Below are 25,420 nucleotides of genomic sequence, written 5' to 3' on the forward strand. Positions count from 1 at the left end.
GATCTCGATCATGATTGGGCAACTCAGCATAAAATCCAAGCTGCTCGTGGTGAATGCCATAAGTGTACTGGTCGTTGTCTTCTGTGTTGGCGCCTATTGGATCGTGGACAGCTTCTGGAAGAATAAAGCCTATTTCGAACAACGTATTGAAAGTCAGGCCATGCTGGTGGTGAGTAATGTATCGGCAGCAGTGCTGTTTGAAGATGTCGAATCGACCTACAGCATACTGTCTGCACTGAGCAGCGATTCAGCGATTGTGTCGGCAAAAATAGTGACACCAAAGAAAACCCTGGCGGCGATTACGTTCGACGGTGATGACGAGCCGGAAGCGCAAGTATTTTTGTCGGGACTGTTTGATCACCAGCATCTTCGCCACTTTAAGTTTCCCATTCTTGATAACGGGCGCTCTGTCGCATCACTCACTATTACGGTTCATGACCGGGAGCTGCACAAGGCGTTCTGGCGTACATTCAGCTCGCTGTTACTGTCAACGGCAGCTGCGCTGATACTGGGCGGGTGGCTTGCCAGCCGGATTCAGGTCTTTGTGACCCGCCCGCTCAGGGCACTTTCCAGCGTTGCCCGAAAAGTGATGCAAACCAAGAACTATGCCTTGAGGGGAGAGCGTTATTACGATGATGAGCTAGGCATGCTGACCGATGATTTTAATGCCATGCTTGATATTATTGAGCGCCGTGACAAAGAGCTCGAAGCACTTGTTACCGAACGCACGCACCAATTGCAGGAACGCAATGATCAGTTGTTGCGGCAGGTGGAGGCCAGGCAAAAATCCGAGCGGTCACGCAGGGAAAGCGAGTTGCGGTTTAAGCAGGCATTTTTTAAAGCGCCAATTGGGATGGCCCTGGTTGACGCAGAGGGACATATTTTTCTGCGAAATCAGCTCTTTAATGAGCTCACCGGTGCGGGCCTTGATGAGGACGTTCAGCTGGAAAATCTCTGCATTTCAAGTAGTAGTGATGATTTGCGTCAACACTTCGACGCCCTTCGCCAGAACCGGCAGGACAGTTGTGAATTTGAAGTGGAGTGCAAGCTGAAAGGGGGGGAATTTTTTGCCGCCATTGTCAGTATGGCGGCCATTGTCGATGATGATCACTGTTTTCGCTATGCCATTTTGCAAATGCAGGATATTACCGAGGCTAGGGAGTTTTCCGAAAAACTGCGCTATCAGGCGGATCATGATGTTCTCACCGGGTTACCAAACCGGCGATTTTTAAGGCAGTCTCTGGAGTCCTTGATGGATGGCCTTTCTGCTGGGCAGGAGGGTGAGCATACACTCTGCATGCTGGATCTGGATCGCTTTAAATCGGTCAATGATGCCTGTGGCCATGCGGCGGGTGACGAGCTGTTAAAGCGGGTGTCGGGCATCTTGCTGGACAAGGTTCACTCGGATGATGTGGTAGCCCGACTGGGCGGCGATGAGTTTGCCATTTTGCTCTACAACTGCGATGTGCATCAGGCCCAGAACGTAATGGAAAAAATCCGTTCTGCTATTGAAGAGCTGGAATTCAAGTGGGGTGGTATCCCCTTCAGAATTGGCGCCAGCATTGGTGTGGCCCCCATTCTGGATGACGATAGAGATATTTCCCAACTGCTTCAGAAAGTGGATGTTGCCTGTTTCGCGGCGAAAAATGCCGGTCGCAATCGGGTGTATACCGTGGAACATGGCGATGTAGGCGTTATTCATCGGCAGGGAGAGATGCGTTGGGCCCAGCGTCTACATGAAGCACTTGAGCGCGAACAGTTTGTTTTGTTTACCCAACGGGTTGTCCCACTCCAGGAACCGGAGCGGCCAGAGCGGATTGAGGTATTGTTACGGCTTCGCAACACGGATGACAATTCTTTTATCCCGCCTTCCGCGTTCCTGCCTGCCGCAGAGCGTTATGGCTTGTGTACCAAGGTTGATCGCTGGGTTTTTACAAAACTTGTAGAGTATCTGAAACAGGAGAGGGTGATTGAGGATACGCGCAGTTACTGGGTGAACTTGTCGGGACAAAGTTTGGGCGATGACCACTTTCTGGCGTTTCTTGAAACCACTATCCGCAAGCTTGACCTGCCTCCTGGCAAACTCAATTTCGAGATTACCGAAACCGTACTGATCAAGGATCTGGTTCGGGTTTCCAGTGCCATGCGTCGCTTGCAGCAGTCCGGCTGCCGGTTTGCTCTGGATGATTTTGGCAGCGGCATTTCCTCTTTCGGTTATCTCAAGAACCTGCCGGTGGATTGCATCAAGATTGACGGTATGTTCGTGAAAGATATCCTCAAGGATGACGTCGATTTGATCTTTGTGAAATCGATCATTGATATCGCCAGAGTCATGGGAATCAAAACCATTGCCGAATTTGTCGAGAACCGGGAAACCGTTGAAAAGCTGACGGAACTGGGTGCCGATTTTGCGCAGGGGTATATTTATGGTTTGCCCAGAGAGCTGGAACTTTCAGCTCCATGATGTCGGCTTTTGGTTAACTGCGGACTCTGGCCAGATACTGATCAAGGGCGTTGGCAAAATTCTGTTTGTCTTTCTGCCCCAGTGCTGAAGGGCCGCCACTCACCTCGCCGGATGATCGCATGGTTTCCATGAAGTCACGCATATTCAGCCGCTGACGAATATTCTGTGTTGTATAAACCTCTCCTCTGGCAGTGATCACGCGGACCTCTTTTTCAATCAGCTCGGCAGCCAGTGGAATATCGGAAGTGATGACCAGATCACCTGAAGCTGCGTGTTGCACAATATAATTGTCGGCAACATCGAAACCGGGTGCCACCTGGTTCATCTTTATGAGAGGGCTGCGCGGCACGGTCAAGGCGTGATTGGCAACCAGTATCAGCGGTGTTTCTGTCCGCACGGCGGCCTTGAACAAAATTTCCCTGATAGCCCCGGGGCAGGCGTCGGCATCAACCCAGATTGTCATGGTTCCGGCTCGTTCATTCACAGCCATCTATGGTAAAGCCCCGCAGGGTGTTTGCCAAAGCCCTAATCGCGCTAAATAAAGAAAGTGAACATTGATTGATCAATTGCCGTATAATACGCGCCCGTTTGGTCCTACCACTTTGCGAATGTTTCGCAATTCGAACCCCAGGTTATCACTATCATGTCTACAGACGAAAAACTCCCGGCGTTTCAATCGCTCGGATTAGCAGCTCCATTGCTGAAAGCACTACAACAGCTTGGCTATGAAACCCCTTCACCGATTCAGGCGGAATGTATTCCATTGTTGATGGAAGGGCATGACCTGGTCGGGCAGGCTCAAACCGGAACGGGAAAGACCGCTGCCTTTGCTCTGCCTTTGCTGGGTCGTGTGAATGTGGGCAGCGCAGTGACGCAAATTCTGGTGCTGGCGCCTACCCGGGAGCTGGCGATTCAGGTAGCCGAAGCCTGCCAGAGTTATGCCAAGTACCTGAATAATTTTCATGTGTTGCCGATTTACGGTGGTTCAAGTTACAGCACCCAGTTACGTCAGCTGAAACGCGGTGTTCAGGTGGTGGTGGGTACGCCTGGTCGTGTCATGGACCATATGCGGCGTGGCACGCTGAAGCTGGATCAGCTCAAAGCCCTGGTTCTGGATGAAGCTGATGAGATGCTGCGCATGGGGTTCATCGACGATGTGGAGTGGGTACTGGGTCATACACCGGATGATTGCCAGATTGCTCTGTTTTCCGCAACTATGCCAAAAGAAATTCGGAAAGTTGCACAGAAGTACCTTAAAGAGCCGAAAGAAATCAAAATTGCCTCAAAAACGTCAACGGCAACCACCATCAAACAGCGTTATTTGCAAGTTAATAACAATGCCCAGAAGCTGGATGCCATGACCCGTATTCTGGAGTCTGAAACGTTTGATGGCATTATCACTTTCGTCAGAACCAAGATTGCCACCACTGAGCTGGCGGACAAGCTCAGTGCGCGTGGTTATGCCGCCGAAGCACTTAATGGTGATGTACCCCAGGCCCGCCGGGAGCAGATCGTTGCCCAACTCAAGGCAGGCAAACTGGATATTCTGGTGGCGACAGATGTGGCCGCCCGAGGACTTGATGTTGAGCGTATCAGTCATGTTATCAACTATGATATTCCCACCGATACGGAGGCCTATGTTCATCGCATTGGTCGGACCGGGCGGGCCGGACGCTCCGGCGAGGCCATTTTGTTTGTCAACCAGCGTGAGCAACGTCTGCTGCGTGCCATTGAGCGAGCGACCAAACAGTCCATCGAAAGAATGCGCCTGCCAAGCAGCCGTGATATATATGAAACGCGGGTAGCGAAATTCAAACAGCGTATCAGTGACACCATCAACAATGAAGATTTGGTGTTTTTCCAGCAGTTGATTGCCGATTTCCAGAAGGACAATGAAGTGACTGCAGAGACCATTGCTTCTGCACTTGCATTTCTTGCTCAGGGCAGCCAGTCGCTGCAATTGAAGGATATTCCCGAGCAAAAGAGTTCGAAACCGGTTGATGATCCCCGGGATCGACCCAGAAAACGTTCGTCAGATCTTGACGAGAGGCCGCGTCAGGATCGCCACGACAAATCTCGCACCCAGCACAAGGATTTCTCCGGTGTGAGCACAGAAGCAAAGCCGCTGAAAGACTTCCCGGAAGTGGACATGTGCCGTTATCGGGTTGATGTCGGCTATCAGCACGAAGTTAAGCCGGGCAACCTTGTTGGCGCCATTGCCAATGAAGCGGGGCTGGAAAGTCGTTATATCGGGCACATCGAAATTTACGATGACTTTAGTACAGTGGATTTGCCTGATGGCATGCCAAAAGAAATTCTCAAGGTTCTGAAGAACACCTGGGTTTGTCAGCAGAAGCTGAATATTACGCCGATGAGCGACACAGTCAGGGGCTCTAAACCAGAATTCAAATCTAAAGCCAGATCGGAGCCGAGAAAAACCAGGCAAAAAAACACTCAAAAGCCGGACAAGGGTAAAAAATTCTCCAAGTCTGACAAAAGAGATTAGTCTGCTTTAAATTGAGAAGACAAAGTGTTGCTGTCCCTAACCTGTGGTAATCACCCTGAAGTGGTGTTTCCACCAGCGGATGGTTAGTGGCACGGAAACATTCAGCAGAAAAGCCGCCAGCATCAGGGTGTAGAAGGCTTCGGTAGACATGATCTGGTGTTCAACGTAAGCAATGTCCATGACCACGAATGCCAGTTCCGCTCGGCCCAGCATGCCGAAGCCGATCATCCAGCTATCTGGCCAGCTGAAATGGCCGGTAAATTTTGCAGCCAGAGCCGCAGACAGAATCTGCCCTGCAAAGAGGCCGACAAACAGCAGTAAGGCAAATGGCAGAATGCCCAGTAATATCTGGCCGTCAAAAATCAGCTTGGTACCGAGGGTGACAAAGAATACCGGTCCTATCCAGGAAAAGGCCACGTTGTCGATAATCTGCTTGGCTTGCTCATAAAAATCAATTTCGCGGTGAGTGTGGAAATCAAAATACTCACGCTTGATCACCAGTCCTGCCATGTAGGCGCCAATAGCCGGATGAAAACCAAACTCATGAGCAAGAATACCTACCGCAACGGCCACCACGAGTAGCGCCAGTACGGTGTATTCCCCCCTTGCCATAGCCAGAACGTCGCGCAAATTGAAAGGGCCGATAAACGGGATTTTGCCAACCCAGCCTTCGCTGGTCGGGAACAGCCAGCCACCGATTAATGTAATCAGTAAAAAGAACAGTATCGCTTTGCCCATAATTAAACCGGTTCCGGCAATGGATACAGTAGCTTCACCGGTTGCCATTGGCACCAGAATGGCGACAAGTGCGAGGGAAGCAATATCGTCGAGCACTGCCGATGTCATAATCCCGGTGGCGGCGGGCGTTTTGCTAAGGCCCTCTGTTTTCAGGGATACCATGGTGAGCGACACCGCTGTGGCCGTCATCGCCAAGCCACAGAGCAGTGATGTATTGGTGTCTCCCCAGAAGTAAAATGTGGTGAAATAGGCGATGCCAAAGGGGGCAAGTGCACCGAAAAACGCAATGCCCCAACTGCGTTTGATACTGCTGAGAAAATTATCTGTATTCTCTTCAAAGCCTAGTGCAAACATAATCAGGATAATGCCCAGCTCGGAAAAGTCTTCGATAAATATGGGCATGTGTTCCGGTAGCCAGCCAACGTTAACCATTGCGGCGCCAAAAAAAAGATACCAGAGTACGGGGGTGAGTCGGGTGTGGTGTGCGGCATAGGACGCAGCAAAAACCCCAAGCCAGATAATGACCAGCAGTGTCAAATCGTGCATGATGAAGTCTCCATTTACCGCTACCAGTCTACCTTGATTTTACTGGTGGCGAGGTGATTTGAATCAGCAAACAGATCTTGCAGAGGGGTTGATTAGTGGCGATAAATCAGGCGTGTTCTATGAACATTGCAGGACATCTGGGAATCAACTCATTACCTGGAGGGGCGATATGATTTCAACCCTGATGATTTTTGTACTGGTGGCGGTATTATTTTCTTTTCTCTGCTCGCTGTGGGAGTCCGCCCTGTTGAGTATTACCCCAGCCTACGTCCAGCTTCAGCAAAAACGCCACAGCCATATTGGTCGCAAACTGGCGGCATTCAAGACCAATGTAGACAGGCCGCTGGCCGCGATCCTGACATTGAATACGATTGCTCATACGGTTGGAGCCATTGGTGTTGGGGAACAGGCATCGGTAATTTGGGCGGACAGCAATCCACTGATGACAGGTGTGGCTGTTCCCGCGGCAATGACACTGGTGATTCTGATCCTTTCGGAAATTGTTCCCAAAACGCTGGGGGCTAACTACTGGAAAGAGCTGGCTCCCTTTACGGTTAATTCGCTGGCTATACTGGTGGTGATACTGTCGCCGTTTATTGCCATGACAGAGTTGATGACCAGAAAACTGCGCAAGGACAGATCAGGCGGCATGTTCTCCCGATCTGAGTTTATGGTCATGGCGGAAATAGGTGCACGGGAGGGGGTGCTTGAAAGAGGGGCAACTGAAATAATCCGCAATTTACTGCGTTTTAATACCATCAGGGTTAAGGATGTGATGACGCCTAGGGTCGTAACCCGGACAGCGCCAGCCGACATGACACTGGAAGCATTCCACCAACAGTACCCGCAACTGCGGTTTACCCGTATCCCTGTTTACGATGGCGATAACCAGGAAGCCATCACAGGTTATGTTCGTAAGGATGATATTCTCAAGCAAATTGCCGATGGTAATGGCAATCGTCAGCTACAGATGGTCAGGCGCGATATTCTGGTTGTCATCGAGGCATTTCCCATCATCGACCTGTTTAATCGTTTTATTGAAAAGCGTGAGCACATTGCGCTGGTGGTCGATGAGTTTGGTGGTATGTCCGGGATTGTTACGCTTGAGGATGTGATTGAAACAATGCTCGGGCTGGAAATTGTTGATGAACTTGATCGCCAGGAAGATATGCAGGCCCAGGCGCGTAAAAGCTGGGAGCGACGGGCTCGGGAAATGGGGATTCTGGCGGTTGATGAACCTGCTGATACGAATACTGAAGCAGATAAAAACAAACCCGCACAGTAGTGCAGGTTCATAGTGAGGAATCGGTGGTATTAGCCTACCGTAATATAACCCATTAACCCGGTTTTCATATGCTCAATTACGTGGCAATGATACATCCAGCGACCGGGGTTATCGGCTACAAAGGCAATCCGGGCGCGCTCGTTCTTTGCCAGTAGAATAGTATCTGTGTGGTAGGGGATGATTTCCCTTTTGCTGGAGTCGAGAACAGTAAAGCTGTAACCGTGCAAATGGATCGGATGTGCGTGAGGTGTGGCGTTGTGAAGCTCGAAAATGTAACTTTTTCCCAGTTCAAGCTCGGCCAGTGGTTCCGGTATGCGCTGAGGACCAGCACCTTCCCAGGCCCGCTTGTTGATCATCCAGAAACGGTGGTTCACTTCACCGTCGGCGTTACTGGGGGAGAGGGCACCCTCCCACTCAAATACAAAGTGGCGGGTTTCTGCATTCTCAAGGTCGGGGCTGGCAATGGGGTTTAATGGCAAAGCAGGTATTTCAGTTCTTTTTGGCAGACCGGACTCAACCGTACGCAGCCGACAGATTTCAAAGTTAAACTTGCCCTTGCGGTCATAAATAATCACCTCTTCACCTGCCTGTTCAGGTGCAATGAGACCGAGGTCCAGCCGCATGCCTGCCCCGGTGGGCCGAACGTCCAGGGGGTAGGGCTCGGCAATGGCGTTGCCATCGTGGGCCAGTACCTGGCACGGGTAATCTTTAAGCGTGATGTTGTATACCCGGGTATTATCAAGATTGACAAGGCGAGCACGAATTGCGCCCCCTGCCGGAATTTCCACAACAGGTGAAATCGTTCCTTTTGTCGTTTCACCGTTCACTGTTTTGACGTTGCCCAGGGTGCCCATTCTGGCTGCCTGTCTCGGCGACGAAAAGGGCTTGAAGCTGCCATCCTTGTTCATGTGCCAGTCTTTCAGTTGCAGGATAATGTCGGCATCAAAAGGCAGGGGTGATTCCTCTTCTACAATCAAGGTTCCCACAAGGCCGCGGCTGAGTTGTTCCAGGCTGTTCACATGAGGGTGATACCAGAAGGTGCCGGCGTCGGGACAAATAAAATCGTAGACAAAGTTTTCGCCGGGCTTAATGGGTGGTTGGGTTAAAAAAGGTACGCCATCCATGGCGATGTCGATACGAATACCGTGCCAGTGAATGGTGGTGGGTTCCTTGAGCCGGTTGATAAAGTTGATACGGATACGCTTACCCTGTCTGGCGCGCAATACCGGGGCGGGGAAGCCGCCGTTGAATGACATGCCGGGGGTCGTTGTTCCGGGAAGGATCTCAAAAGGTGCTTCCTCGGCGATCAGTACGTAATCGTATTTTCCATCAGTGTCCTGTGCCAGGGTGATACGGGGTAAACTGGCCAGCGCCAGGGCGGAAAGAGAGTGTCGGATAAAGTCGCGTCGATTCAAAATCATAGGTTAATGGAGTCTCGTTGTTGACCGAATAAATAGTTGCCCACATGTGCAGTGATCTGCACGAATAGCCACTTCCACAAATAGCTACCCCCATAAAGTGAGGTGGTTATCCCAGCGCAACGCTGAATGGGTAAACAGGCTGCTCGTTTTCCGGGTTTCCGCATGAATCGAGATTATCTGCCCCGAGCCATTGCTGACAATAAACTGATTCCCTTGTCTGCTATACACTGCCCCTGCTACGTCGCTAAACGGAATGGTGCCCTGATGCTGATTATTTTCCATGTTCCAGATCAATATGGAGTGCCCCCGCGGCGAGGTGGTGATCGCCGTTTTACCGGCATCATCAATCGCGACACTGGCGATGTATTGGTTTTGCCCCAGCCAGACCAGCTCATCAGCCTGCATCGGTTGCAGGGATGTTTCACCCCGGTGGCTTAACACCAGCGGTAGCAGGGCGCTTTTTTCACCCTGGTACTGTACGCCCGCAATAACCTGATCGCTGGAGGAAACCGCCAGGTGACGAATGCTCATTTGAGGGTCTTCCGGCAAAAAATTGTCGATCATCTTCCCGCTGTGAGTGTCAAGATAACAGAGTGAGGATTGCATGGTGCTGATATTCAATTTCTCACGGCCCTTATCGGGGTGAGTCTGAATACCGCCATTGGCGGCCACCAGTGTTTTGCCGTCACTCATCAACTCCAGCTGGTGAGGGCCAATGCCACCACTGTTGAATTCTCCCAGTCGCTGCAGGTTGGTCGCATCATATACGCCAATAATGCCACGATTCTGTTGGTAGTTGTTTTCGGTTGTGAACAACAGGCTGCCGTCTCTTGAGAACACCCCGTGCCCGTAAAAGTGATAACCCTCCGGGCTTTGTACGGTTTTCAGCAGTTGACCGGTTGCCAGTGAAACACTGTACATTTCTCTGCCGGGACGACGGGAAAAAAAGATCGCCAATGGCCTGGCAGGACAAAAACTGACGGCATGGGCGCGCTGTGGAATGGACAGCTTGAATTTTTCTGTACCGTCAATATGCCAACCGCTTATCCAGTGCTGATCTTCTTTGTCATCACAGGCAGAGAGCAGCAACGGAGTGGCAAGGGTATGTTCTGACGCGCCATAGGCAACATTCAGTGGAGAAAAGTATAAATTCGCAGCGCTCGCTGCAGCCAGTGACAAAAAATGGCGGCGACTAATCTCCATCGTTGGAATTGAACCCCAGTTGTACTCCCATGGCAGGAGGTAATTCATTTTTCAGTGTGCCCACCAAGATCTTCAGGTCCTGATAAATCTGTTCAATGACTTGGCGTTGCTGTTTGTCGGTAACAGCGTCGAAGATAGCAGGAGCCTGCGAAACGGTTGTTAATACGGTATCAAATTGTGCGTTGATTTTTTCGGCCAGCACTTTCTGGTTACGGCTTCTCAGGTAGTCGTCCATGCCGTAACCAGTGCCGCCGCTATACAGCAATTTTGCGGCCTGTAAATTGGCCGCGACAGCCTGGGTAGAATAGCGGCTGCGCCAGGCCTCACTCATATAGGGGCGGGGCCGGTCACCTTTACTTTTATAACCCAGCGGTTGAGCCAGCTGCCCTCCTTTTGCGGCTTCGGTGGTGGCCACCAGTGCGTCAACCAGTGCAGCAATAGCGCTGTTACTATCCGTGAATGTCGGGTTCTGTTCACCGGGTTTCGTGAGAATGGCTGCATAGTTGCCCTGTTCCGGTTGCCAGGCCTCATTCAAACCGGCAGCCACCTTGTGCGTGTGCTGGCTGACTGCAATCAGCAGTTGGCACTGTCGCTGGCCTTTCGGGGTGCTCTGGTATTGATCGGGATGGCCGCCCTGTTCGTCAAACAGCAGGTATTCCAGCGCTGTTAACCCCTGTGTCAGAACACTGGCCTTTGCTATGCGCTCTACATCCAGGGCATCCTCTCCATCGAGTAATGCTTGTAGCTTGCGGCGGACCAGATTGTGTTTGTCCGGCCAGAACTGAATTTTCCAGCTTTGGTTATCGATGCTGATGGGCCCAAATGGAATGATCTTGGCAGCCTGCCACGCATTCATGGATTTGCGCCAGTTGTCCTGTAATTGCGCAAGGTCTTGCGCGGTTTTTTGTCCCTGTTGTTCACAGAACTGTTCGCTGCTGGTGACGAGCGCCTGGGTGCTGTCACTGAACCGTTGCAGTGCTGGCAAAATAACGTGCCGCGTAGTGTCGGTCAGCAGTTGCTGTTCAGGGGTGGGTTGCGTTTTGCAGGAAACAACCAGTAATAACAGGCAGAGTAGCCATATGGGTAGTGATTTCATCAATTTACCTTTAGAGAAAGTGCGCTTTTGAAACCGGTAACTTCAAAATTATATCGTTAAAAGCCGACCATAGAGGCACCCTAGAGCGATTGCAGAAATTGTATCAGCGCGTGACGCTCTTGCGAGTTCATGTTCAGTACCGCATCAGTGGCAGCCTCGGCTTCGCCCCCATGCCACAAAACGGCTTCCATCAGGTTGCGGGCGCGGCCATCATGGAGGAAATTCATTTCACCGGCAACCGTTTTGGTCAAGCCAATCCCCCAGAGTGGCGCAGTGCGCCACTCGCGTCCGGTAGCCATAAATTCCGGACGGTTATCAGCAAGCCCTTCGCCCATATCGTGTAACAGAAGGTCTGTGTAAGGCGCTATTTTTTGCCCGCTTAGCCAAGCGAATTGCGATTCTCCGGTAGTCATCTGGTCAATGTGGCAATTATGACAGCCAGCGTTGGCAAACAGCTTTTCGCCAAGCTTAACGTCGGGGTCGCTATGGTTTCTTCTCGCTGGAACGGCCAGATTGTGGCTGTAAAAGGTGACATGATCGAGAATATTATCTGAAACTTCGGGCTGTCCGCCGTTTGGAACAGCAGAGCAAATCGTTTGTTGTGTGGCAGTGCAGTTTTGAGTCGGGAACAGGGAGGTCGTCAGGCCCATGTCACCGCTAAAAGCTGCTGCATTTTGTTGTTTGAGCGAAGGTTGGCCTGCTTTCCATCCGAAACGGCCGACTACCGTTTTTTGCTGTTCGATATCCCAGACCCTGTTGATGCGACCGGAAATACCATCGCCATTGGCATCCTGTTCGTCCGCCAGAGCGAGCAGTGTTTGTTCGTCCACGGCTTGCAGCAGACCCAGACCAATCATTGCCGGTGCGATTCGTGCCGAGGTCATGACATTCGCATGAAGTTCACCATAATTCAGTTGATGCAGCTTTACCGTCGGTTTGCGTAATTCGATAGTTTCACCATCGCTGAATGCTTTGATGATGGTGGAATAATGAATGTCTATCTGACCTTCCGGTCTCACACCGGGAATGGCGAAGTCCTGTAACTGGCCACCGTAAACCGGTTCGGCAATAGCCCCATCGGTGATTAACTGTTGCTCCATTTTTTCCGTGGTCGCCGGAATGCTCAACCTTACCAGCATTGAAACTGCATTCAGGTCATTTTTACCGGGAGCATGACCGCGACCGTCTCGAATATGGCAGTTCTGGCAACCGTTGGTATTGAACAGTGGCCCTAAGCCGTCTCGCGCGGTAGTTGAGGCTGGTGCTGCAACCCACGGGTTGCGAAAGAAGCTGTTGCCAACGTGAAAGTCCATTTTTTTCATGAGCGGCATATTGCTGGCGGGTTGAGAAAAAGCCTGTCGATTGCTGCTGTGAATCGTGGTGTCACCACCGCTGTTAATGTGATTCATTGGTGCCTGGCCAGAATTTGCAGTGGCCGAAATGGTGGCTGACAAAAGAACGAGTGTTGCCAATTGCTGCATGAGCTGCGTGGAAAAACGCAGCTTCAGGTGCAGGTAAAGTTTTACCCTGTTCAGTGCTGGCAGGAAATGTTCCACGGTGTCGTTGTCATCCGGATCTGGTACTTCTAGACGAAGAAGGCCCCCGTTTCCGGGCGCCTTCTTCGGTGGCTTTCGCTTTCCCAACAAATGGAAGCGGCTGTCGTCATCAGAATTCGTGATCAGCGGTATCCGGGTTTAGATTTTCAATACCCAGTGTCAAAGCCACTTTCTCAATCAGCTGGGTTTGTGCAACCAGTGCAGCGATGGCTTCGGATACAATCTTGTGGCCCTTCGTATTGTGTTCGGCAATCATTTGATCAAATGCCGCTTCGCCACTTTCGGCACTGTTAACCAACGCCATCATTTTCTTGTCAGTTTTCTGGAAAGCTGCCTGCATGGACTTGTGTAGTCTGGCATCTTTTTTCGCGACCAGATTACCGATCGATGGGCCTTTGACTACGGAACCATCCACACGTTTGTATTCACCCGCGTAAATATTGCGAACACCCAGTGCATCGTAATAGTGAGAGTAATGCGTGTTGTCGCTAAAACAGTCGTGCTCATCCTCTGGCGAATTGGCCTCCAGAGCCACTTTCATCCGCTCACCGGCCAGCTCACCCAATGACAGGCTGCCCATACCGTACAGGGCAATAGTAAGAATCTCTTTGGTGTCTTTAGCCAGTAGTTGCTTGCGATATTCACCGCCTGGCTGCCACTGTGCTTCCATGTCGGCAAGATCACTGACCAGCAGTTCGGCTGCCGCTTTCAGATAAGCCGCCCGGCGGTCGCAATTGCCGTTGGTACAGCCTTTGCCTTGCACATAATCAGTATAGGAACGTGAACCTGCACCGGCTTTGGTACCGTTGAGATCCTGACCCCACAACAGAAACTCGATAGCGTGGTAACCCGTGGCAACATTGGCTTCACTGCCACCCAGTTCATTGAGACTGGCCAGCAGTTCGGGAGTAATGCTGCTGGCATCGATTGTATTGTCGCCCAGTGAAATAGTGGCATTGGCAATAATATTAATGGTTGCGCCGATATTGCCCATTTCAGAGGCATAGCTGTTGTCAACGTAATCAATCAGGCCTTCGTCCAGGGGCCAGGCATTGAGCTGGCCTTCCCAGTCGTCAACGACAGTATTGCCAAAACGGAATACCTCGCTTTGCTGATAGGGAACCCGGGCTGCTTTCCAGGCTGTTTTTGCTTCGGCCAGGGTTTTTTCAGAGGGTTTGGCTATGAAAGCGTCGAGTGTAGTTTGCAGGGCTTTGCCGGTGATCAGCGAGTCTTCGAAAACTGCGTGAGCGATGTTGGCATAGCTTTCTGCAACGGCGGTTTCTTCTGTCGCCTGAACGGGGAGTGCCGTGATCAGGAATGTCGTAGAAAGGGCGACACCGGTGGTTTTAAGGGTTTTAAGCATGACGAGCTCCTAGTTCGGTTGTTAAACCTTATTCATGTTCAATATGTTCAGTCAGAAAGCGGTGTTCAACTGGACCACCAGATTGTCGCTATCGAGGCCATCATAGTCTTCATCTTTCCAGTATTCGATACCGATACCTATGTTGTCAGTAATGGCTGTGGTGACGCCAAAAGAAATTCGCTCTTCCGGTAAAAAGTCCTCTGCGTCATCCGTTTCCTGGTAGGCGAGGGCCAGGGTCCAGTCGCCGAGTGCAACAGCCATTTCGGTGTGAAGAACTTCCAGTTCACGGTTAATCCAGGTAGTCGTTGGAATAGTGGATTCTTCTGCGCCCAAGTACTCCGCCAGAAAACTGAAGCTCTCAAGGTTGAGTGCTGCCCGCACGATATAAGCGCCTTCGGCTTCGTCAATATCGTCAAAGCCGTTTGCGGCGTTGTCCTCGATAAACCCGCCAAAGCCATCGCTGTCAAACAGATTGCTGGTGTAGTCGGCAGCGAGGTTAATGTTATCGTTGCCCCAGCCGATTGAGGCGCCAAAGTTTTCCAACGTGTCACTGCCGCCGTCGGCATCGCCGTTGAAAACGAAGACTGATGCACTAAAGCCCGCAGCTTCCCAGCTTAATAGCGCTGCAGTTTCGCGAGTTTCAGCGGCTTCCAGAACCAGTGTGTCATTGACCAGGTTGGTGTCAAAGGCACCGAAAGGGAGGTAGTCCTGGCCCAATGTCAGAGCGATGCCGGTGCCTGCCAGATCATCCAAAGTGATCGTAGCCACATCAATCTCCAGATCGGTATCGTCTTCTTCATAGAGGGCGACAATACTGGCACTGATGTTGTCAGTTAACTGTGCTTCCAGGCCAAGTTCTACCGTGGCTACCACCAGATCACTTGAAGAACCGTCCGTGTCGTGGTCACTATAACCGGCTTCCACCTCAACAACCCCCGACAGCACGATAGCATCTTTCAGCCTGGTGCTGCTTCTGACAACCTGTTGCAGGCTGTTGCCAGTCTGAACTGCCGGTTTTGGCTTTTCCAGTTCTTGAATGCGTTTGAGTAAAATTTCCTGCTGTTTGATCAGCATTTGGGTTTGTTTTTTCAGCGCCTCGATTTCGGCATTGTCAGCAAAAGCGGGTGCGGCGCCTAACGTTGCGATGATGATCGCGGCGAACGCCTGTCTGTTGGTTTTAAGCACGATTGATTTCCTTCTCAGAGAATAGTTATTGGTTGAATCAGGCGTGCATTCTATATTTAATGATAATAGTTATCAATAGCATTTATTGATGATTTGCTGATGTCTGGCATGCTTGCCGAACCTTCATCAAGCATCCTCGTGGGTATCTATCACCTGCAAAACAGGGTGTGTCAACATATTGATGGATGTATGATGGAGGCTTACCTTTGGTGGTTTGAAAATCGAGTAGAGCAGTGCAATGAAACACAAAGGCAGAATCGGCTTTGTCCGGCATGGAGAAACTTACGCCAATATTGATCGTGTGTGGCATGGTCATACCGATACAGAATTGACCCCGTCCGGTCTGCAACAGGCCAGAAAGCTGGGTAATCATTTTCACCACTACATGAAACCGGATGTGATTTATGCCAGTCCCTTGCAACGAGCCCGATTAACCGCCGAATCGATCGCCAAGCCATTCAATCTTGAGGTAAATCTTGAGCCGAGGCTAATGGAATTTGGTCTTGGTGATTGGGAGGGAAGAACCTTTGAGTCTTTAAGTGCTAAACCCAGTATTCTGGACAGACTGGCCTCAGAGCCCGACTTTACCGCGCCGGGTGGTGAGTCCCAGAATATAGTTAAGCGACGTATTGTGAGTGCAATTGAAGACATTGTATGCAGACATGAAGAACAGAATATTCTCTTTGTTGCGCATGGCATTACAATTGCTATTGCTATCGCACATTATGTTGAAGCCGATACCCGGCGTTGGGTGCAATACACCAAAAACAACACGGCTTTTTCCGAACTTTGCCTGAACACCAAGTCATTAATCAGCTTTAACCAGACAACACACCTTGAAGATTAATCTTGTTAAGGCGACGAAAAAGAGGCGTTAAACAGATAGATAATAAAAAACCCCAACGGTTATCCGTTGGGGGTTTTATTTGGGGTGGGGTCTCTTTAATTGATTATCTATCTATTTGATATTAAATGTAATAGTGATATATGTTTTTATAAATACCCCCATAAATACCCCCTGAGGATTGCTTATATACAAATGCCATTTGTCGGAATATGGTTGTGTATTCAGCTGCCTTCACTGATAATTTCTGCGGTGTGGGTAAATCCTAGATAACCGCGACGCCAGAGTAGCAAGTCCAAAGCTACAAAAGTATCGTAAACGCTCTGTAAGAGCGTCGGCTCTAGGGGCCACACTTTTTTTTGCCTAGAATAAAGTAAAAGGCTAATGGATCTGCCAAATAAAATTATTATTGCGCTTGATGAGAGCGGAGACCTTGGTTGGTCTTTTGATCAGCCTTATCGCAAAGGCGGTTCTAGTAGATGCTTGACACTTGCATGTGTCGAATATACGGCTGAAACAAAAAAACACCTTCCGAGATTTGTTAGATCCCTTTATCAGCGATTTTCTTGGGACACCTCCAAGGAAAAAAAGTGGGCAGAGATGTCTGGTATGGAGAGGGAATATTTTGCAACGGAAGCTGTAAAGCTAACAGAAAAATATCCTGAAATTAAGTACTCTGCAATTACATGTTACAAGCCCAATGTCATGGCGCATATCAGAGACGACGCAAACAAGCTCTATAACTACATGCTAGGTCTTTCAGAATTACATAACTGGAAAGACTACGAAACTATACACCTTATCCCTGATCCAAGGTCGATTAAGGTAAAGAGTGGTAACAGTATGGGGGACTATTTGCAGACAAAATTATGGTTTGATAAGAAATCTAAAGCCAAGTTGGTTGTTGCTCCGCAGGACAGCAGTAAATGTTACAGCATCCAAGTGGCAGATATGCTCGCAGGGTTAGTTCAGGCTCATTTCGAAGACGGTAATAGCAAAGCCTGGAAAAACACTTCAGGGAAGATCAGGCATAAAAAGCTATATTTTGATTAGACATAGTGGTTCCTTGTTTTTACAAAGCTATATACCGCCTACATATTGCTTGATCTATCTGGGTTTCAATCTCCCAGTATTTCTTTTGTAGCGGCTCAAATGTTTTCCAGTGCATTCCCTTTTTCTTTAACCAACCGTCGCCATCGTAATCCTCAAATATTTTATTACCAAGTTTGTGTTTCTTGCTAATCAGCCTGTCGAGATAACCTTCATTTTGTGAGCGGTAGGGTATCTGGTAGCAATGACGACAAAGGAACAGTTTGTCAGCACCACACAGTACACCAACCCTCCTGTTGCATCTAGGGCAGAGTAGCCACTTGCGTGAGCCGCCATAGTGGCAGGGTGTGTGATCAAGCCATATCGTTTGTTTTACAGGTTGCCACTCACCACCACCCTCCATGTATTTGAAACTAAGCTCTAACCGGTCATGGTAACTGGCGAAATTGATAGAGCCACTTGGTTCGCCTCCGGAAGTCCAGGATAGCGAGCCAGTCAGATAGTGTTTTTCAGAAGTGCTCAACCAGCGTTGTTTTCTCAGATAGCGAATATCTATTCTTCTAATCTCTTCAATAGTTGTTTCTTTGTCCCACCGATACCATGTGCCGCTACCTGGGCCACCCATTCTTTTTTCTCCTAAATCATTAGGTGAATTACACTTTTAATCTTGTATATTAACTTCCAGAAAATTGTTGGCTGGATTGACATACTTCTGGCTCATTACGGCTGAATTCTGTACGTAAACTTGTACAAGACCCCGTGCATTTCTACCGCTTTCCCATCTACTATTCGGGGGTTATACCTGAGTTTGGGTGCGGCAGACAAAGATACTCGACCAAACCCCCATCCTTTGGGGTGTTCTTCCAGCAACTTCGCGCTAGTAACTTCTCCTTGTATGGAAACAGTTACTTCGACAACCGCATAACCATCAACTTTTTCAGCTACCGCATTTGCAGGGTAAAGTGGATTGGGAACATAAATAGGGTAATAAGTGGTATCAGTACCGGGTGGGAGCTTTGAGTGATCGTACCAGGTGCCAGTTTGATACTGTTGTTTGGTTGGCGCACACCCAAAGGCCAAAAGTGTTAATAAGATAGCTACGGATATTCCAATGATGTTTTTCATATTTCTTCCTTAAAAATCTCGTCAATTTCGCGCCAACGCATCTTATCATCACCTGTAATCAGTCTAAATTAATAACATCCATATGGTATATATATAAAGGAGCCTAGTTTCTGGGCTAAGTGACTACCCTCAATCGTCCTAGTTTCTGGGGCGATGAGTACCTTCCTTTGGCATCTCTTTGATTCTGTCGTCCTAGTTTCTGGGACGAACCGTGCCTGGTTTCTGGGCATGGGTTTTTGTTAATTTTCAAACTGAATTTTCTTGGCGGTGTGCTCGTTGGCGAAACAGACAAGTCCTTACCTGGGCATTCATCAATGGCTAACCAAGTGAGTGCGTACAAGGCGCATCTTCCTCCAGGGTTTGTGAATCGGCCTTCTCTGGTCTGAATAATCATTCCCGCATCAATCAGCTTCTGAGTGTTGGCTTTTACCGTGTCTTTAGCCCCACACCCCCTGTTGCCAACAACAGAATGGGCAGTTGTCAGATCACCGTTGTTCTTGCCTTTGAATTGACTGGACAATTCGAGTAGTAGCTTCACAGCGCCACCTGATAAGCTCTGGTAATCAGGGTGTTTCATCACCACGCGAGGAATGCCAGCGAAGCCGCCAGGAGCATCGACACGCCCCTTGGCATTAGGACGCTTTCCCATATCACCGCTCCAGGCGTGTTACACGCTTGATACGCGGTTCTTCTCTCCACGGGTCGCTGGGGTTGCCTTCGCCCCTTAAAGCACGTTCCTCGGCCTCCTGTGGGTTGTCAGCAACTACAATGACAGGGGTGATCTGAGACTCCTCAACTTGCACTAGGTATCGGTCACTCATGCTGCTTCCTCCTGCCACTTTCCGGGGAAAAGCACGTAACGCGCGTTTCTGTGAATGTAGCCTTGTGCGGTTTCAGCAGTAGTTGTGATCGTCTTAATGTTTAGCCCTTTATCCCAGCGTAATTCGCTGATACGGGCGCTTGGGCGCAAGATGTCGTACTGCTCAACCAGCTCTATGGTTGTCAGGCCGTCGGGGTTGTCTCTTAAGGCTTTTTCGAGTCTTAGACACTGGCCTTTACTGGAATTATCATGCAGTTTCTTTAGTGATTTGGGGCTGCTCTTTGGGGTGGCCTTTTTGCTGTTCATGTCTCACCCCTTATGCAGATTCCGGGCTGTCAGCGTTATACAAACTTATACGCTGTTCTACCCATTCCATGATCTCACTTTCGACCCAGGCGGAAGCTCTGCCCCCTGGTACTAGCTTGCGCGGTTGAGGGAACAACCCCTTAGCCGCTAGTTGGTGAGCATGAGATCGGCAGATTCCTACGATTGGTTGAACATCTGACCACCTGAGCAGGCGATCTGGTGGTGTGGCTGTATTGGGCGGTTTGGGAGTGTGAATGTTTGTAGGCATGACTTATTTACCTCCATACGGTTAATGTCATGCCTATTCATTATTGGCATATTTTCTGAGTTGGCGAGTAATGAAAAGTGGAGGATACTTTTCCGGAACCATATTCTGGTTCTTTTATTCCGAATGTCGAAGCTGCCGCAGAACGGAAGCTTGTAATGCGTTTAAAGTATCAGTTCTTAATAAGTGCTCAGCTAATGGCTTGGTCACTTTTCTAACTCTTTCTCCAGTATCAATATCATATTCTTCGGGAAAAATTAACTTTCCCAGGCGGTGAAAAGGTATATTGACTCCCAGTTTTTTTGTAACTAAGAAAAGATCGATATAGGGCAGCACTCCTTTCGTGACCCACTCTTCCAAGTCGTCAGAACTAAAGCTAGTTTTGATGTTTTGAGAGCCCTTTTTATGATTCATTTCTAGCCTTTTCGATTTTAACCATATCGAAAATGATTCTTTTAGGTCATCATCGCTAGCCCCTAAATCTACGCCAACTTGAGCATGGTTGGCAGATCCTGAATAAATATCATTATCTATAAGAGCGGAGTGGTAACTTTTGAATATCTGTTCAGGACTTTCAGCAAAAGAAGCAGTAGAAAACATTTGTTCTCTTTCTTTAAAGAAAGGAGTTAGCCATTGCATATGTTTTTCTATGGTTTCCTTTCCATCATACATTTCCATAAGTGATAGATCATGTACGGCCTTATAATTCTCATTGAACAGCAGAGATAGCGGGTCAAACCCTGGTCTTTTTTCATCGAAATCTAGAGGTAGGGGGGAGAAAATCAAGGATGTGACTATATCGGCTGTACTTCCTAAGGCAGTTGAAAGGTCGTTGTTGTTGAAAGCTCTGTTTATTAGTGAGCGTATGCATAAGGCCCTGAACCACTCGGCCATCCCCATTGTTCTAATTTCTGAATATCTTTTTATGTCAAAATGTTTTTCCGTGGCTTGAAGGAATTCTTTTTTTGTTTTATCTCGGTTCATTCCAATTAATGCCCCTAGCAGCTTAAGTTGAAGCCCAAACCCAGGGCGGTGGGTTGCCGCCCCTTTCGCTCCGTCGAGCTAGGTTGGGTTGTTCAGTTTATGCAGTGCCAAAGTTTCCGGCAATCACGTTGCCATGTCTTGCCTGCTCTCTTAGTGAGTCTAGATAGTCCGCCCAGCGTTGCATCATTTCGGTACGCTCCTCAATAAAACTGGTGCGGTTATACGCTCTGCCGTTGGGGTCTTTCACTGCGTGGGCAAGCTGGTGCTCAATGATGTCTGGGCGAAACTTCAGTTTTTCATCCAGAATGGTGCGGGCCATCGCTCGGAAGCCATGACCGCTCATTTCATCTTTATCGATGCCCATACGACGCATGGCTGCTAATACTGCGTTATTGCTCATAGGGCGGCGCGGAGATCTGGCGCTGGGGAATACATATTGGCTGCGGCCGGTAAGGGGGTGGAGTTCTAGCAGAGCTTCTATTGCCTGTTTGCACAACGGAACCAGATGTTCAGCCTTGGTTTTCATTTTGTGTGCCGGTATGACCCACTCAGCGGCTTCTAAATCTATTTCTGACCATTCCGCATGGCGCAATTCGCCGGGGCGAACAAACAGCAGAGGAGCCAATTTAAGGGCTGTTTTAACGGGGAGGGTGCCTTCGTAGCCATCGAGGGCTAATAGCAGTGTGCCGACCTTCTTGGGGTCTGTGACGGCAGCCAAGTGCTTCTTCACGGGTTTTGCTAGTGCGTCTTTCAAATCTTGAGATGGATCGCGTTCAGCTCTACCGGTGGCGATGGCATATCGAAAAACTTTACCGGCAACCTGTTTTGTTCGTTTGGCTGTCTCTAATGCGCCGCGCGATTCGATACGTCTGAGAGTTTTTAATAGCTCAGGGGCTGTGATTTCTAAAATAGGGCGGTTGCCAATCCAAGGGTAAAGGTTCTTGGTTAACATCCACTCTACTTTTGTTTTGTGATTGTCCGACCATTCATGTTGGGTTTTTTGATACCACTCGATACCAATGGCCTCAAAGCTATTTGCAGATGATTCCGCTTGTGCGCGTTTCTGAGCCTGTTTCGCTGCGCTTGGGTCGATATTGTCCCTTAGTTGCCTTTTGGCGTTATCGTGCCTCTCGCGAGCTTCCTTGAGCTGTACATCTGGATATACCCCTATAGCGAGTTGTTTTTCCTTTCCTCCGAAGCGGTATTTCTGTCGCCAATATTTAGAACCATCTTTGCGGACGAGTAGAAATAGGCCTCCACCGTCGAAAAGCTTGTAATCCTTTTCTTTTGGGCTGGCATTTTTGATTTGTATGGCAGTTAGCTTTCCGTTGCTCATTTGGGGGTATCTAATTTTTTAGTTGCTCTAATGCCCCCAGAATGTACCCCTGTTGGGGGTAGATGTAAATAGACGTTAATGGTCGTTGCTATATCAATAGGCAATAAAAAAGCCCGTTTTACGGGGCTTTCAGATCAGTATTGTACGTTACTGTTCGTTGAATTGGTGGAGGTGGGGGGAGTTGAACCCCCGTCCGTCAGTCCGCTGCTTTTACCTCTACATGCTTAGTTTGGTCTATTCATTTTAGCCCTTCACAACCCGGCCAACAGGGTGCATGAAGTGGCGATTTCGGTAAGGTTTTAACGCGTCCACCCCGAACAAGTTTCAGCGCGATCTTATGAAGTATGACACCTGAGTGCTTCGCCGCTACCCGGAGGTAGATGAAGCGCTGGACGCATAAGCACGGCTCCAGTCAGATGGCGTTCTACTGGTGTTTAGGCAGCGAGCGCGTAGTTGTCGTCGTTGGCAACTATAAGTTTGCGACTTTGGATTTACGAGATTGGTCGCCATCTCGGCATGCAGTAAAAGTTTTGTAACCGGCGTCGAATCCAGTCACCCCCTTTTTCTTCGCTGGGTAGCTCTATGTTGCGCGGCGGTTCGGGTTCGATGTGCTCACGTATTGCGTATACATTCTGCGAATCTCGACTCTCGCGCCTTGCCTAAAACCACTTGGCTATGAAATCAATGTGTCTCGGTTATTTAACAGGGGAAAATAACCAGTACCTAATCCTGTATCGCCAGCATTCTAACACAGATATCTTGCGGGATTAGACATCTTGCAGGCGAATAATTCCCGGAAGTGGATGTCTTTTTACATTTTGAAGGATGTGCTAATTCAGGCATTTTTCATGATGCGCTGTTTTTGGCGCTCCCAATCCTGGTCCTTTTTGGCTTCGCGTTTGTCGTGGGTCTGTTTGCCTTTTGCCAGCGCTATTTCACACTTAACCAGATGTTTTTTCCAGTAGAGCGCTGTGGCGACGCAGGTGTAGCCTTTCTGGTTAACGGCGGCAAAAATTTTGGTTAGTTCACGCTCGTGTAACAGTAGTTTACGGGTGCGTGTTGGCTCGGGGTTAATGTGTGTCGACGCGGATTCCAATGGTGCGATATGTGCGCCTATTAAAAAGGCTTCGCCGTTTTTGAGGTGTACGTAAGTGTCTACCAGCTGACCTCTGCCCGCTCGCAGGCTTTTCACTTCCCATCCTTGCAGGGCGATGCCTGCCTCGAACTTTTCTTCCAGAAAGAAATCGTGACGTGCACGTTTATTGAGTGCGATGGTGCTGCTTTGCGGTTTTTTGTCGGGTTTTTTGGCCATGGGCGCGATTATAGAGAGTTGCGCTTTACAAACCTAACATTTGTCGCAAATTTGTTGCTGTTTTGTGTGGGGGGTAAATGCCGGTACAATTCAAACGCATTGGTTAAGGACACTACAGAATGTCGGACGATACGGGTTACTCAGAGCAGTCTACTTCCAATCGGGGAATGCATGGTTCATGGGCAAGCCGCTGGACGTTTGTACTGGCGGCAACCGGCTCTGCTGTGGGGCTGGGCAATATCTGGAAATTTCCCTATATCACCGGAGAAAATGGCGGTGGTGCTTTTGTGCTGGTATATCTGGGCTGTATTTTACTGGTTGGATTGCCGGTGATGATGGCTGAAGTAATGTTGGGTCGGCGTGGGCGACAAAGCCCGATCAATACCATGCGTATGATTACCAGTGAGGCGGGATTGCATGGTATCTGGAATGGCATAGGGTGGCTGGGTGTTGCCGCCGGACTGATGATTCTTTCATATTATTCGGTCATCGCTGGCTGGGCGCTGCATTACATTGGCGAGATGGCCCGTGGAGCTTTTCAGGGTGCGAGCGCTGCCAGCGCAGATTTGCAGTTTGGCCGGTTACTGGCAGATAGAGACACGCTGATATTCTGGCAAACGGTGTTTATGCTGCTCACGGTGGGTGTTGTGGCGGGAGGGGTGACCCGGGGGTTGGGGGTTGCTGTGCGAATCCTGATGCCGTTACTGTTTGTGTTGCTGGTAGTGTTGATGATATTTGCCTATCAGAAGGGTGATTTCGCCAGAGGGTTCAATTTTTTGTTCCGCTTTGATTTTGAAGCGCTGACTTTTAATGGCGTGCTTGAAGCGCTGGGGCATGCTTTTTTTACCCTCAGTCTGGGCATGGGGTCTATTATGGCTTACGGTGCCTACATGCCGAAGCATGCCAAAGTTGGCAGTACGGTGTTGACCGTTGGTATTGCTGATACCGTTGTTGCTCTGATGGCTGGTTTGGCTATATTCCCCATTGTGTTTGCGAACGCGGGCATGGAAGCAGCAGCAGGGCCGAGTCTGATGTTTGTCAGTTTGCCTGTTGTGTTTGGCAATATGACGGGAGGCTTGTTTTTCGGGACACTGTTTTTTGTTCTGGTCGGTGTTGCGGCCTGGAGTTCGGCTATCGCATTATTGGAGCCGGGTGTTGCCTATTTGATGGAGGCACGCGGCTTTCACCGAATTACTGCCAACCTGCTGCTTGGCGCTCTGGTCTGGGTGCTGGGGTTGGGAAGCCTGCTATCTTTTAATGAGTGGTCTGATAACAGGTTGGCCGGGTTCAATTTCTTTGAGTTTATGGATTTTCTGACAGCCAGCGTGATGCTGCCTTTGACGGGCCTTTTTATCGCGCTATTTGTGGGCTGGATGATGAAAAATGAACTTGTGCATGAGGAGTTGATTGATGAAAAGGGTTGGGTGCTTCTCGCGTGGCAGTGGGTGTTGCGCTATATTGCGCCACCGGCTGTATTGGTCATCCTTTGTCTGGGCGTATACAAGACTTTTTTCTGATGCTGACAACAATTAACCGCAGTGCTTTGGTGATGTTCCCGGCCGACAAAATGTTTGAACTGGTCAATGATATTGCAGCGTACCCGGATTACATGGACGGCTGTGTGGGTGCCGAGGTGCTGGAGCAGGGCGAGGCTTATATGGTGGCCCGCCTGGATCTGAAAAAAGGTGCGATTGCTCAGAGCTTTACGACTCGTAATAATCTGATTGCTCCGGGCAGTATCGGCATGAAGCTGGAAAGTGGGCCGTTCAAGCGACTTGAGGGTGAGTGGACGTTCAAGCCGCTTGCTGATAACGCTTGCAAAGTGTCGTTGGTGCTGGAGTTTGAAGGCAGGGGGTTGGCGACCAGCATTGCCTCGTCCAGTCTGTTCAGTAATGTGGCCAATAATATGGTTGACGCCATTTGCAAAAGAGCGGAAAAAATTTACCGATAACGCGATGAATGACAGTACCTCTACGAGTGACAATGCCGCTATGAATGACGAGAGCAAACCGGAA

24 protein-coding genes and 1 other RNA gene are annotated in these 25,420 nt (G+C 49.5%); 7 read left to right on the forward strand and 18 right to left on the reverse strand.

All coding sequences use genetic code 11. From position 1 onward, the window contains the following. The first annotated feature begins 10 nt into the window (after positions 1-10). Positions 11-2,464, forward strand: a complete 2,454-nt coding sequence (locus H7A02_00920) for an EAL domain-containing protein (protein ID MCP5170817.1) — start codon at positions 11-13, stop codon at positions 2,462-2,464. A gap of 13 nt (positions 2,465-2,477) precedes the next feature. Here the strand turns inward: H7A02_00920 and H7A02_00925 are convergent, their stop codons facing one another. Next, the gene (locus tag H7A02_00925) at positions 2,478-2,927 is read right to left on the reverse strand and encodes a YaiI/YqxD family protein (protein MCP5170818.1); all 450 of its coding nucleotides are present in this window, start codon (positions 2,925-2,927) and stop codon (positions 2,478-2,480) included. A 180-nt stretch (positions 2,928-3,107) separates the two neighbouring features. Here H7A02_00925 and H7A02_00930 point away from each other — a divergent pair, with 180 nt between their 5' ends. Then, a complete protein-coding gene (locus H7A02_00930; protein ID MCP5170819.1) occupies positions 3,108-4,970 on the forward strand; it encodes a DEAD/DEAH box helicase in 1,863 nt (620 codons plus the stop codon). Positions 4,971-5,006: 36 nt separating this feature from the next. On the opposite strand, the gene H7A02_00935 is transcribed toward H7A02_00930, so the two are convergent. Then, positions 5,007-6,254, reverse strand: coding sequence for a cation:proton antiporter (locus H7A02_00935; protein ID MCP5170820.1), 1,248 nt, complete (start codon positions 6,252-6,254; stop codon positions 5,007-5,009). Between the two features lie 172 nt (positions 6,255-6,426). Here H7A02_00935 and H7A02_00940 point away from each other — a divergent pair, with 172 nt between their 5' ends. Further along, positions 6,427-7,539 (forward strand): HlyC/CorC family transporter, encoded by a 1,113-nt coding sequence (locus H7A02_00940; GenBank protein MCP5170821.1) that lies wholly within the window; start codon positions 6,427-6,429, stop codon positions 7,537-7,539. Between the two features lie 29 nt (positions 7,540-7,568). Here H7A02_00940 and H7A02_00945 read toward each other — a convergent pair whose 3' ends face one another. The 6 genes from H7A02_00945 to H7A02_00970 all read right to left on the reverse strand — a co-directional run bounded on the left by H7A02_00945 (position 7,569) and on the right by H7A02_00970 (position 15,363). Continuing rightward, positions 7,569-8,960 carry a multicopper oxidase family protein gene (locus H7A02_00945; protein MCP5170822.1) on the reverse strand — a complete coding sequence of 464 codons (1,392 nt, stop codon included), beginning with the start codon at positions 8,958-8,960 and terminating at the stop codon, positions 7,569-7,571. Positions 8,961-9,044: 84 nt separating this feature from the next. After that, positions 9,045-10,163 (reverse strand): DUF1513 domain-containing protein, encoded by a 1,119-nt coding sequence (locus H7A02_00950; GenBank protein MCP5170823.1) that lies wholly within the window; start codon positions 10,161-10,163, stop codon positions 9,045-9,047. Then, positions 10,153-11,259: an imelysin family protein gene (locus H7A02_00955; protein ID MCP5170824.1), complete on the reverse strand. Its 1,107-nt coding sequence runs from the start codon at positions 11,257-11,259 to the stop codon at positions 10,153-10,155. Before H7A02_00955 ends, H7A02_00950 begins: the two co-directional genes overlap by 11 nt. A gap of 80 nt (positions 11,260-11,339) precedes the next feature. Further along, complete coding sequence (locus tag H7A02_00960; GenBank protein ID MCP5170825.1) at positions 11,340-12,740, reverse strand: c-type cytochrome; 1,401 nt, start codon at positions 12,738-12,740, stop codon at positions 11,340-11,342. A 184-nt stretch (positions 12,741-12,924) separates the two neighbouring features. Beyond that, positions 12,925-14,178 (reverse strand): peptidase, encoded by a 1,254-nt coding sequence (locus tag H7A02_00965; GenBank protein MCP5170826.1) that lies wholly within the window; start codon positions 14,176-14,178, stop codon positions 12,925-12,927. Between the two features lie 51 nt (positions 14,179-14,229). Next, positions 14,230-15,363, reverse strand: coding sequence for an LbtU family siderophore porin (locus tag H7A02_00970; protein MCP5170827.1), 1,134 nt, complete (start codon positions 15,361-15,363; stop codon positions 14,230-14,232). A gap of 238 nt (positions 15,364-15,601) precedes the next feature. Between H7A02_00970 and H7A02_00975 the strand changes: the two genes are divergently transcribed. Together H7A02_00975 and H7A02_00980 are read left to right on the forward strand one after the other, a co-directional pair. Then, positions 15,602-16,210: a histidine phosphatase family protein gene (locus H7A02_00975; GenBank protein ID MCP5170828.1), complete on the forward strand. Its 609-nt coding sequence runs from the start codon at positions 15,602-15,604 to the stop codon at positions 16,208-16,210. Between the two features lie 381 nt (positions 16,211-16,591). After that, positions 16,592-17,260, forward strand: coding sequence for a DUF3800 domain-containing protein (locus H7A02_00980; protein MCP5170829.1), 669 nt, complete (start codon positions 16,592-16,594; stop codon positions 17,258-17,260). Between the two features lie 19 nt (positions 17,261-17,279). On the opposite strand, the gene H7A02_00985 is transcribed toward H7A02_00980, so the two are convergent. From H7A02_00985 to smpB, 10 genes are all read right to left on the reverse strand, one after another. Beyond that, entirely contained in the window at positions 17,280-17,882 is a 603-nt protein-coding gene (locus H7A02_00985; GenBank protein MCP5170830.1) for a hypothetical protein, read from the reverse strand. Between the two features lie 95 nt (positions 17,883-17,977). After that, complete coding sequence (locus tag H7A02_00990; protein ID MCP5170831.1) at positions 17,978-18,382, reverse strand: energy transducer TonB; 405 nt, start codon at positions 18,380-18,382, stop codon at positions 17,978-17,980. A 115-nt stretch (positions 18,383-18,497) separates the two neighbouring features. Continuing rightward, complete coding sequence (locus tag H7A02_00995) at positions 18,498-19,031, reverse strand: hypothetical protein (GenBank protein MCP5170832.1); 534 nt, start codon at positions 19,029-19,031, stop codon at positions 18,498-18,500. A gap of 1 nt (position 19,032) precedes the next feature. After that, entirely contained in the window at positions 19,033-19,203 is a 171-nt protein-coding gene (locus H7A02_01000; GenBank protein ID MCP5170833.1) for a hypothetical protein, read from the reverse strand. Next, positions 19,200-19,508: a helix-turn-helix domain-containing protein gene (locus tag H7A02_01005; protein ID MCP5170834.1), complete on the reverse strand. Its 309-nt coding sequence runs from the start codon at positions 19,506-19,508 to the stop codon at positions 19,200-19,202. The genes H7A02_01000 and H7A02_01005 overlap by 4 nt, the downstream gene beginning before the upstream one ends. A 10-nt stretch (positions 19,509-19,518) precedes the next feature. Then, positions 19,519-19,776 (reverse strand): AlpA family phage regulatory protein, encoded by a 258-nt coding sequence (locus H7A02_01010; GenBank protein ID MCP5170835.1) that lies wholly within the window; start codon positions 19,774-19,776, stop codon positions 19,519-19,521. A 114-nt stretch (positions 19,777-19,890) separates the two neighbouring features. Further along, positions 19,891-20,757 (reverse strand): hypothetical protein, encoded by an 867-nt coding sequence (locus H7A02_01015; protein ID MCP5170836.1) that lies wholly within the window; start codon positions 20,755-20,757, stop codon positions 19,891-19,893. 97 nt (positions 20,758-20,854) lie between these two features. Then, the gene (locus H7A02_01020; protein MCP5170837.1) at positions 20,855-22,093 is read right to left on the reverse strand and encodes an integrase arm-type DNA-binding domain-containing protein; all 1,239 of its coding nucleotides are present in this window, start codon (positions 22,091-22,093) and stop codon (positions 20,855-20,857) included. A gap of 163 nt (positions 22,094-22,256) precedes the next feature. Further along, positions 22,257-22,653, reverse strand: a transfer-messenger RNA (tmRNA) gene (gene ssrA / locus H7A02_01025). Between the two features lie 275 nt (positions 22,654-22,928). Further along, positions 22,929-23,405, reverse strand: a complete 477-nt coding sequence (gene smpB / locus H7A02_01030; GenBank protein MCP5170838.1) for an SsrA-binding protein SmpB — start codon at positions 23,403-23,405, stop codon at positions 22,929-22,931. A gap of 167 nt (positions 23,406-23,572) precedes the next feature. Here smpB and H7A02_01035 point away from each other — a divergent pair, with 167 nt between their 5' ends. Together H7A02_01035 and H7A02_01040 are read left to right on the forward strand one after the other, a co-directional pair. After that, positions 23,573-24,922 (forward strand): sodium-dependent transporter, encoded by a 1,350-nt coding sequence (locus tag H7A02_01035; GenBank protein ID MCP5170839.1) that lies wholly within the window; start codon positions 23,573-23,575, stop codon positions 24,920-24,922. Further along, positions 24,922-25,356, forward strand: a complete 435-nt coding sequence (locus H7A02_01040; GenBank protein MCP5170840.1) for a type II toxin-antitoxin system RatA family toxin — start codon at positions 24,922-24,924, stop codon at positions 25,354-25,356. Before H7A02_01035 ends, H7A02_01040 begins: the two co-directional genes overlap by 1 nt. The last annotated feature ends 64 nt before the right edge of the window (positions 25,357-25,420 follow it).

This window comes from Pseudomonadales bacterium (genome assembly GCA_024234435.1).
Classification (GTDB): domain Bacteria; phylum Pseudomonadota; class Gammaproteobacteria; order Pseudomonadales; family Porticoccaceae; genus JACKOF01.

Bases quoted from the DNA above. Each gene is read 5' to 3' on its own strand.
- H7A02_00920 (MCP5170817.1), top strand. From the start codon at position 11: ATGATTGGGCAACTCAGCATAAAATCCAAGCTGCTCGTGGTGAATGCC.
- H7A02_00925 (MCP5170818.1), bottom strand. From the start codon at position 2,927: ATGACAATCTGGGTTGATGCCGACGCCTGCCCCGGGGCTATCAGGGAA.
- H7A02_00930 (MCP5170819.1), top strand. From the start codon at position 3,108: ATGTCTACAGACGAAAAACTCCCGGCGTTTCAATCGCTCGGATTAGCA.
- H7A02_00935 (MCP5170820.1), bottom strand. From the start codon at position 6,254: ATGCACGATTTGACACTGCTGGTCATTATCTGGCTTGGGGTTTTTGCT.
- H7A02_00945 (MCP5170822.1), bottom strand. From the start codon at position 8,960: ATGATTTTGAATCGACGCGACTTTATCCGACACTCTCTTTCCGCCCTG.
- H7A02_00950 (MCP5170823.1), bottom strand. From the start codon at position 10,163: ATGGAGATTAGTCGCCGCCATTTTTTGTCACTGGCTGCAGCGAGCGCT.
- H7A02_00955 (MCP5170824.1), bottom strand. From the start codon at position 11,259: ATGAAATCACTACCCATATGGCTACTCTGCCTGTTATTACTGGTTGTT.
- H7A02_00960 (MCP5170825.1), bottom strand. From the start codon at position 12,740: ATGCAGCAATTGGCAACACTCGTTCTTTTGTCAGCCACCATTTCGGCC.
- H7A02_00965 (MCP5170826.1), bottom strand. From the start codon at position 14,178: ATGCTTAAAACCCTTAAAACCACCGGTGTCGCCCTTTCTACGACATTC.
- H7A02_00975 (MCP5170828.1), top strand. From the start codon at position 15,602: ATGAAACACAAAGGCAGAATCGGCTTTGTCCGGCATGGAGAAACTTAC.
- H7A02_00980 (MCP5170829.1), top strand. From the start codon at position 16,592: ATGGATCTGCCAAATAAAATTATTATTGCGCTTGATGAGAGCGGAGAC.
- H7A02_00985 (MCP5170830.1), bottom strand. From the start codon at position 17,882: ATGGGTGGCCCAGGTAGCGGCACATGGTATCGGTGGGACAAAGAAACA.
- H7A02_00990 (MCP5170831.1), bottom strand. From the start codon at position 18,382: ATGAAAAACATCATTGGAATATCCGTAGCTATCTTATTAACACTTTTG.
- H7A02_00995 (MCP5170832.1), bottom strand. From the start codon at position 19,031: ATGGGAAAGCGTCCTAATGCCAAGGGGCGTGTCGATGCTCCTGGCGGC.
- H7A02_01000 (MCP5170833.1), bottom strand. From the start codon at position 19,203: ATGAGTGACCGATACCTAGTGCAAGTTGAGGAGTCTCAGATCACCCCT.
- H7A02_01005 (MCP5170834.1), bottom strand. From the start codon at position 19,508: ATGAACAGCAAAAAGGCCACCCCAAAGAGCAGCCCCAAATCACTAAAG.
- H7A02_01010 (MCP5170835.1), bottom strand. From the start codon at position 19,776: ATGCCTACAAACATTCACACTCCCAAACCGCCCAATACAGCCACACCA.
- H7A02_01015 (MCP5170836.1), bottom strand. From the start codon at position 20,757: ATGAACCGAGATAAAACAAAAAAAGAATTCCTTCAAGCCACGGAAAAA.
- H7A02_01020 (MCP5170837.1), bottom strand. From the start codon at position 22,093: ATGAGCAACGGAAAGCTAACTGCCATACAAATCAAAAATGCCAGCCCA.
- smpB (MCP5170838.1), bottom strand. From the start codon at position 23,405: ATGGCCAAAAAACCCGACAAAAAACCGCAAAGCAGCACCATCGCACTC.
- H7A02_01035 (MCP5170839.1), top strand. From the start codon at position 23,573: ATGCATGGTTCATGGGCAAGCCGCTGGACGTTTGTACTGGCGGCAACC.
- H7A02_01040 (MCP5170840.1), top strand. From the start codon at position 24,922: ATGCTGACAACAATTAACCGCAGTGCTTTGGTGATGTTCCCGGCCGAC.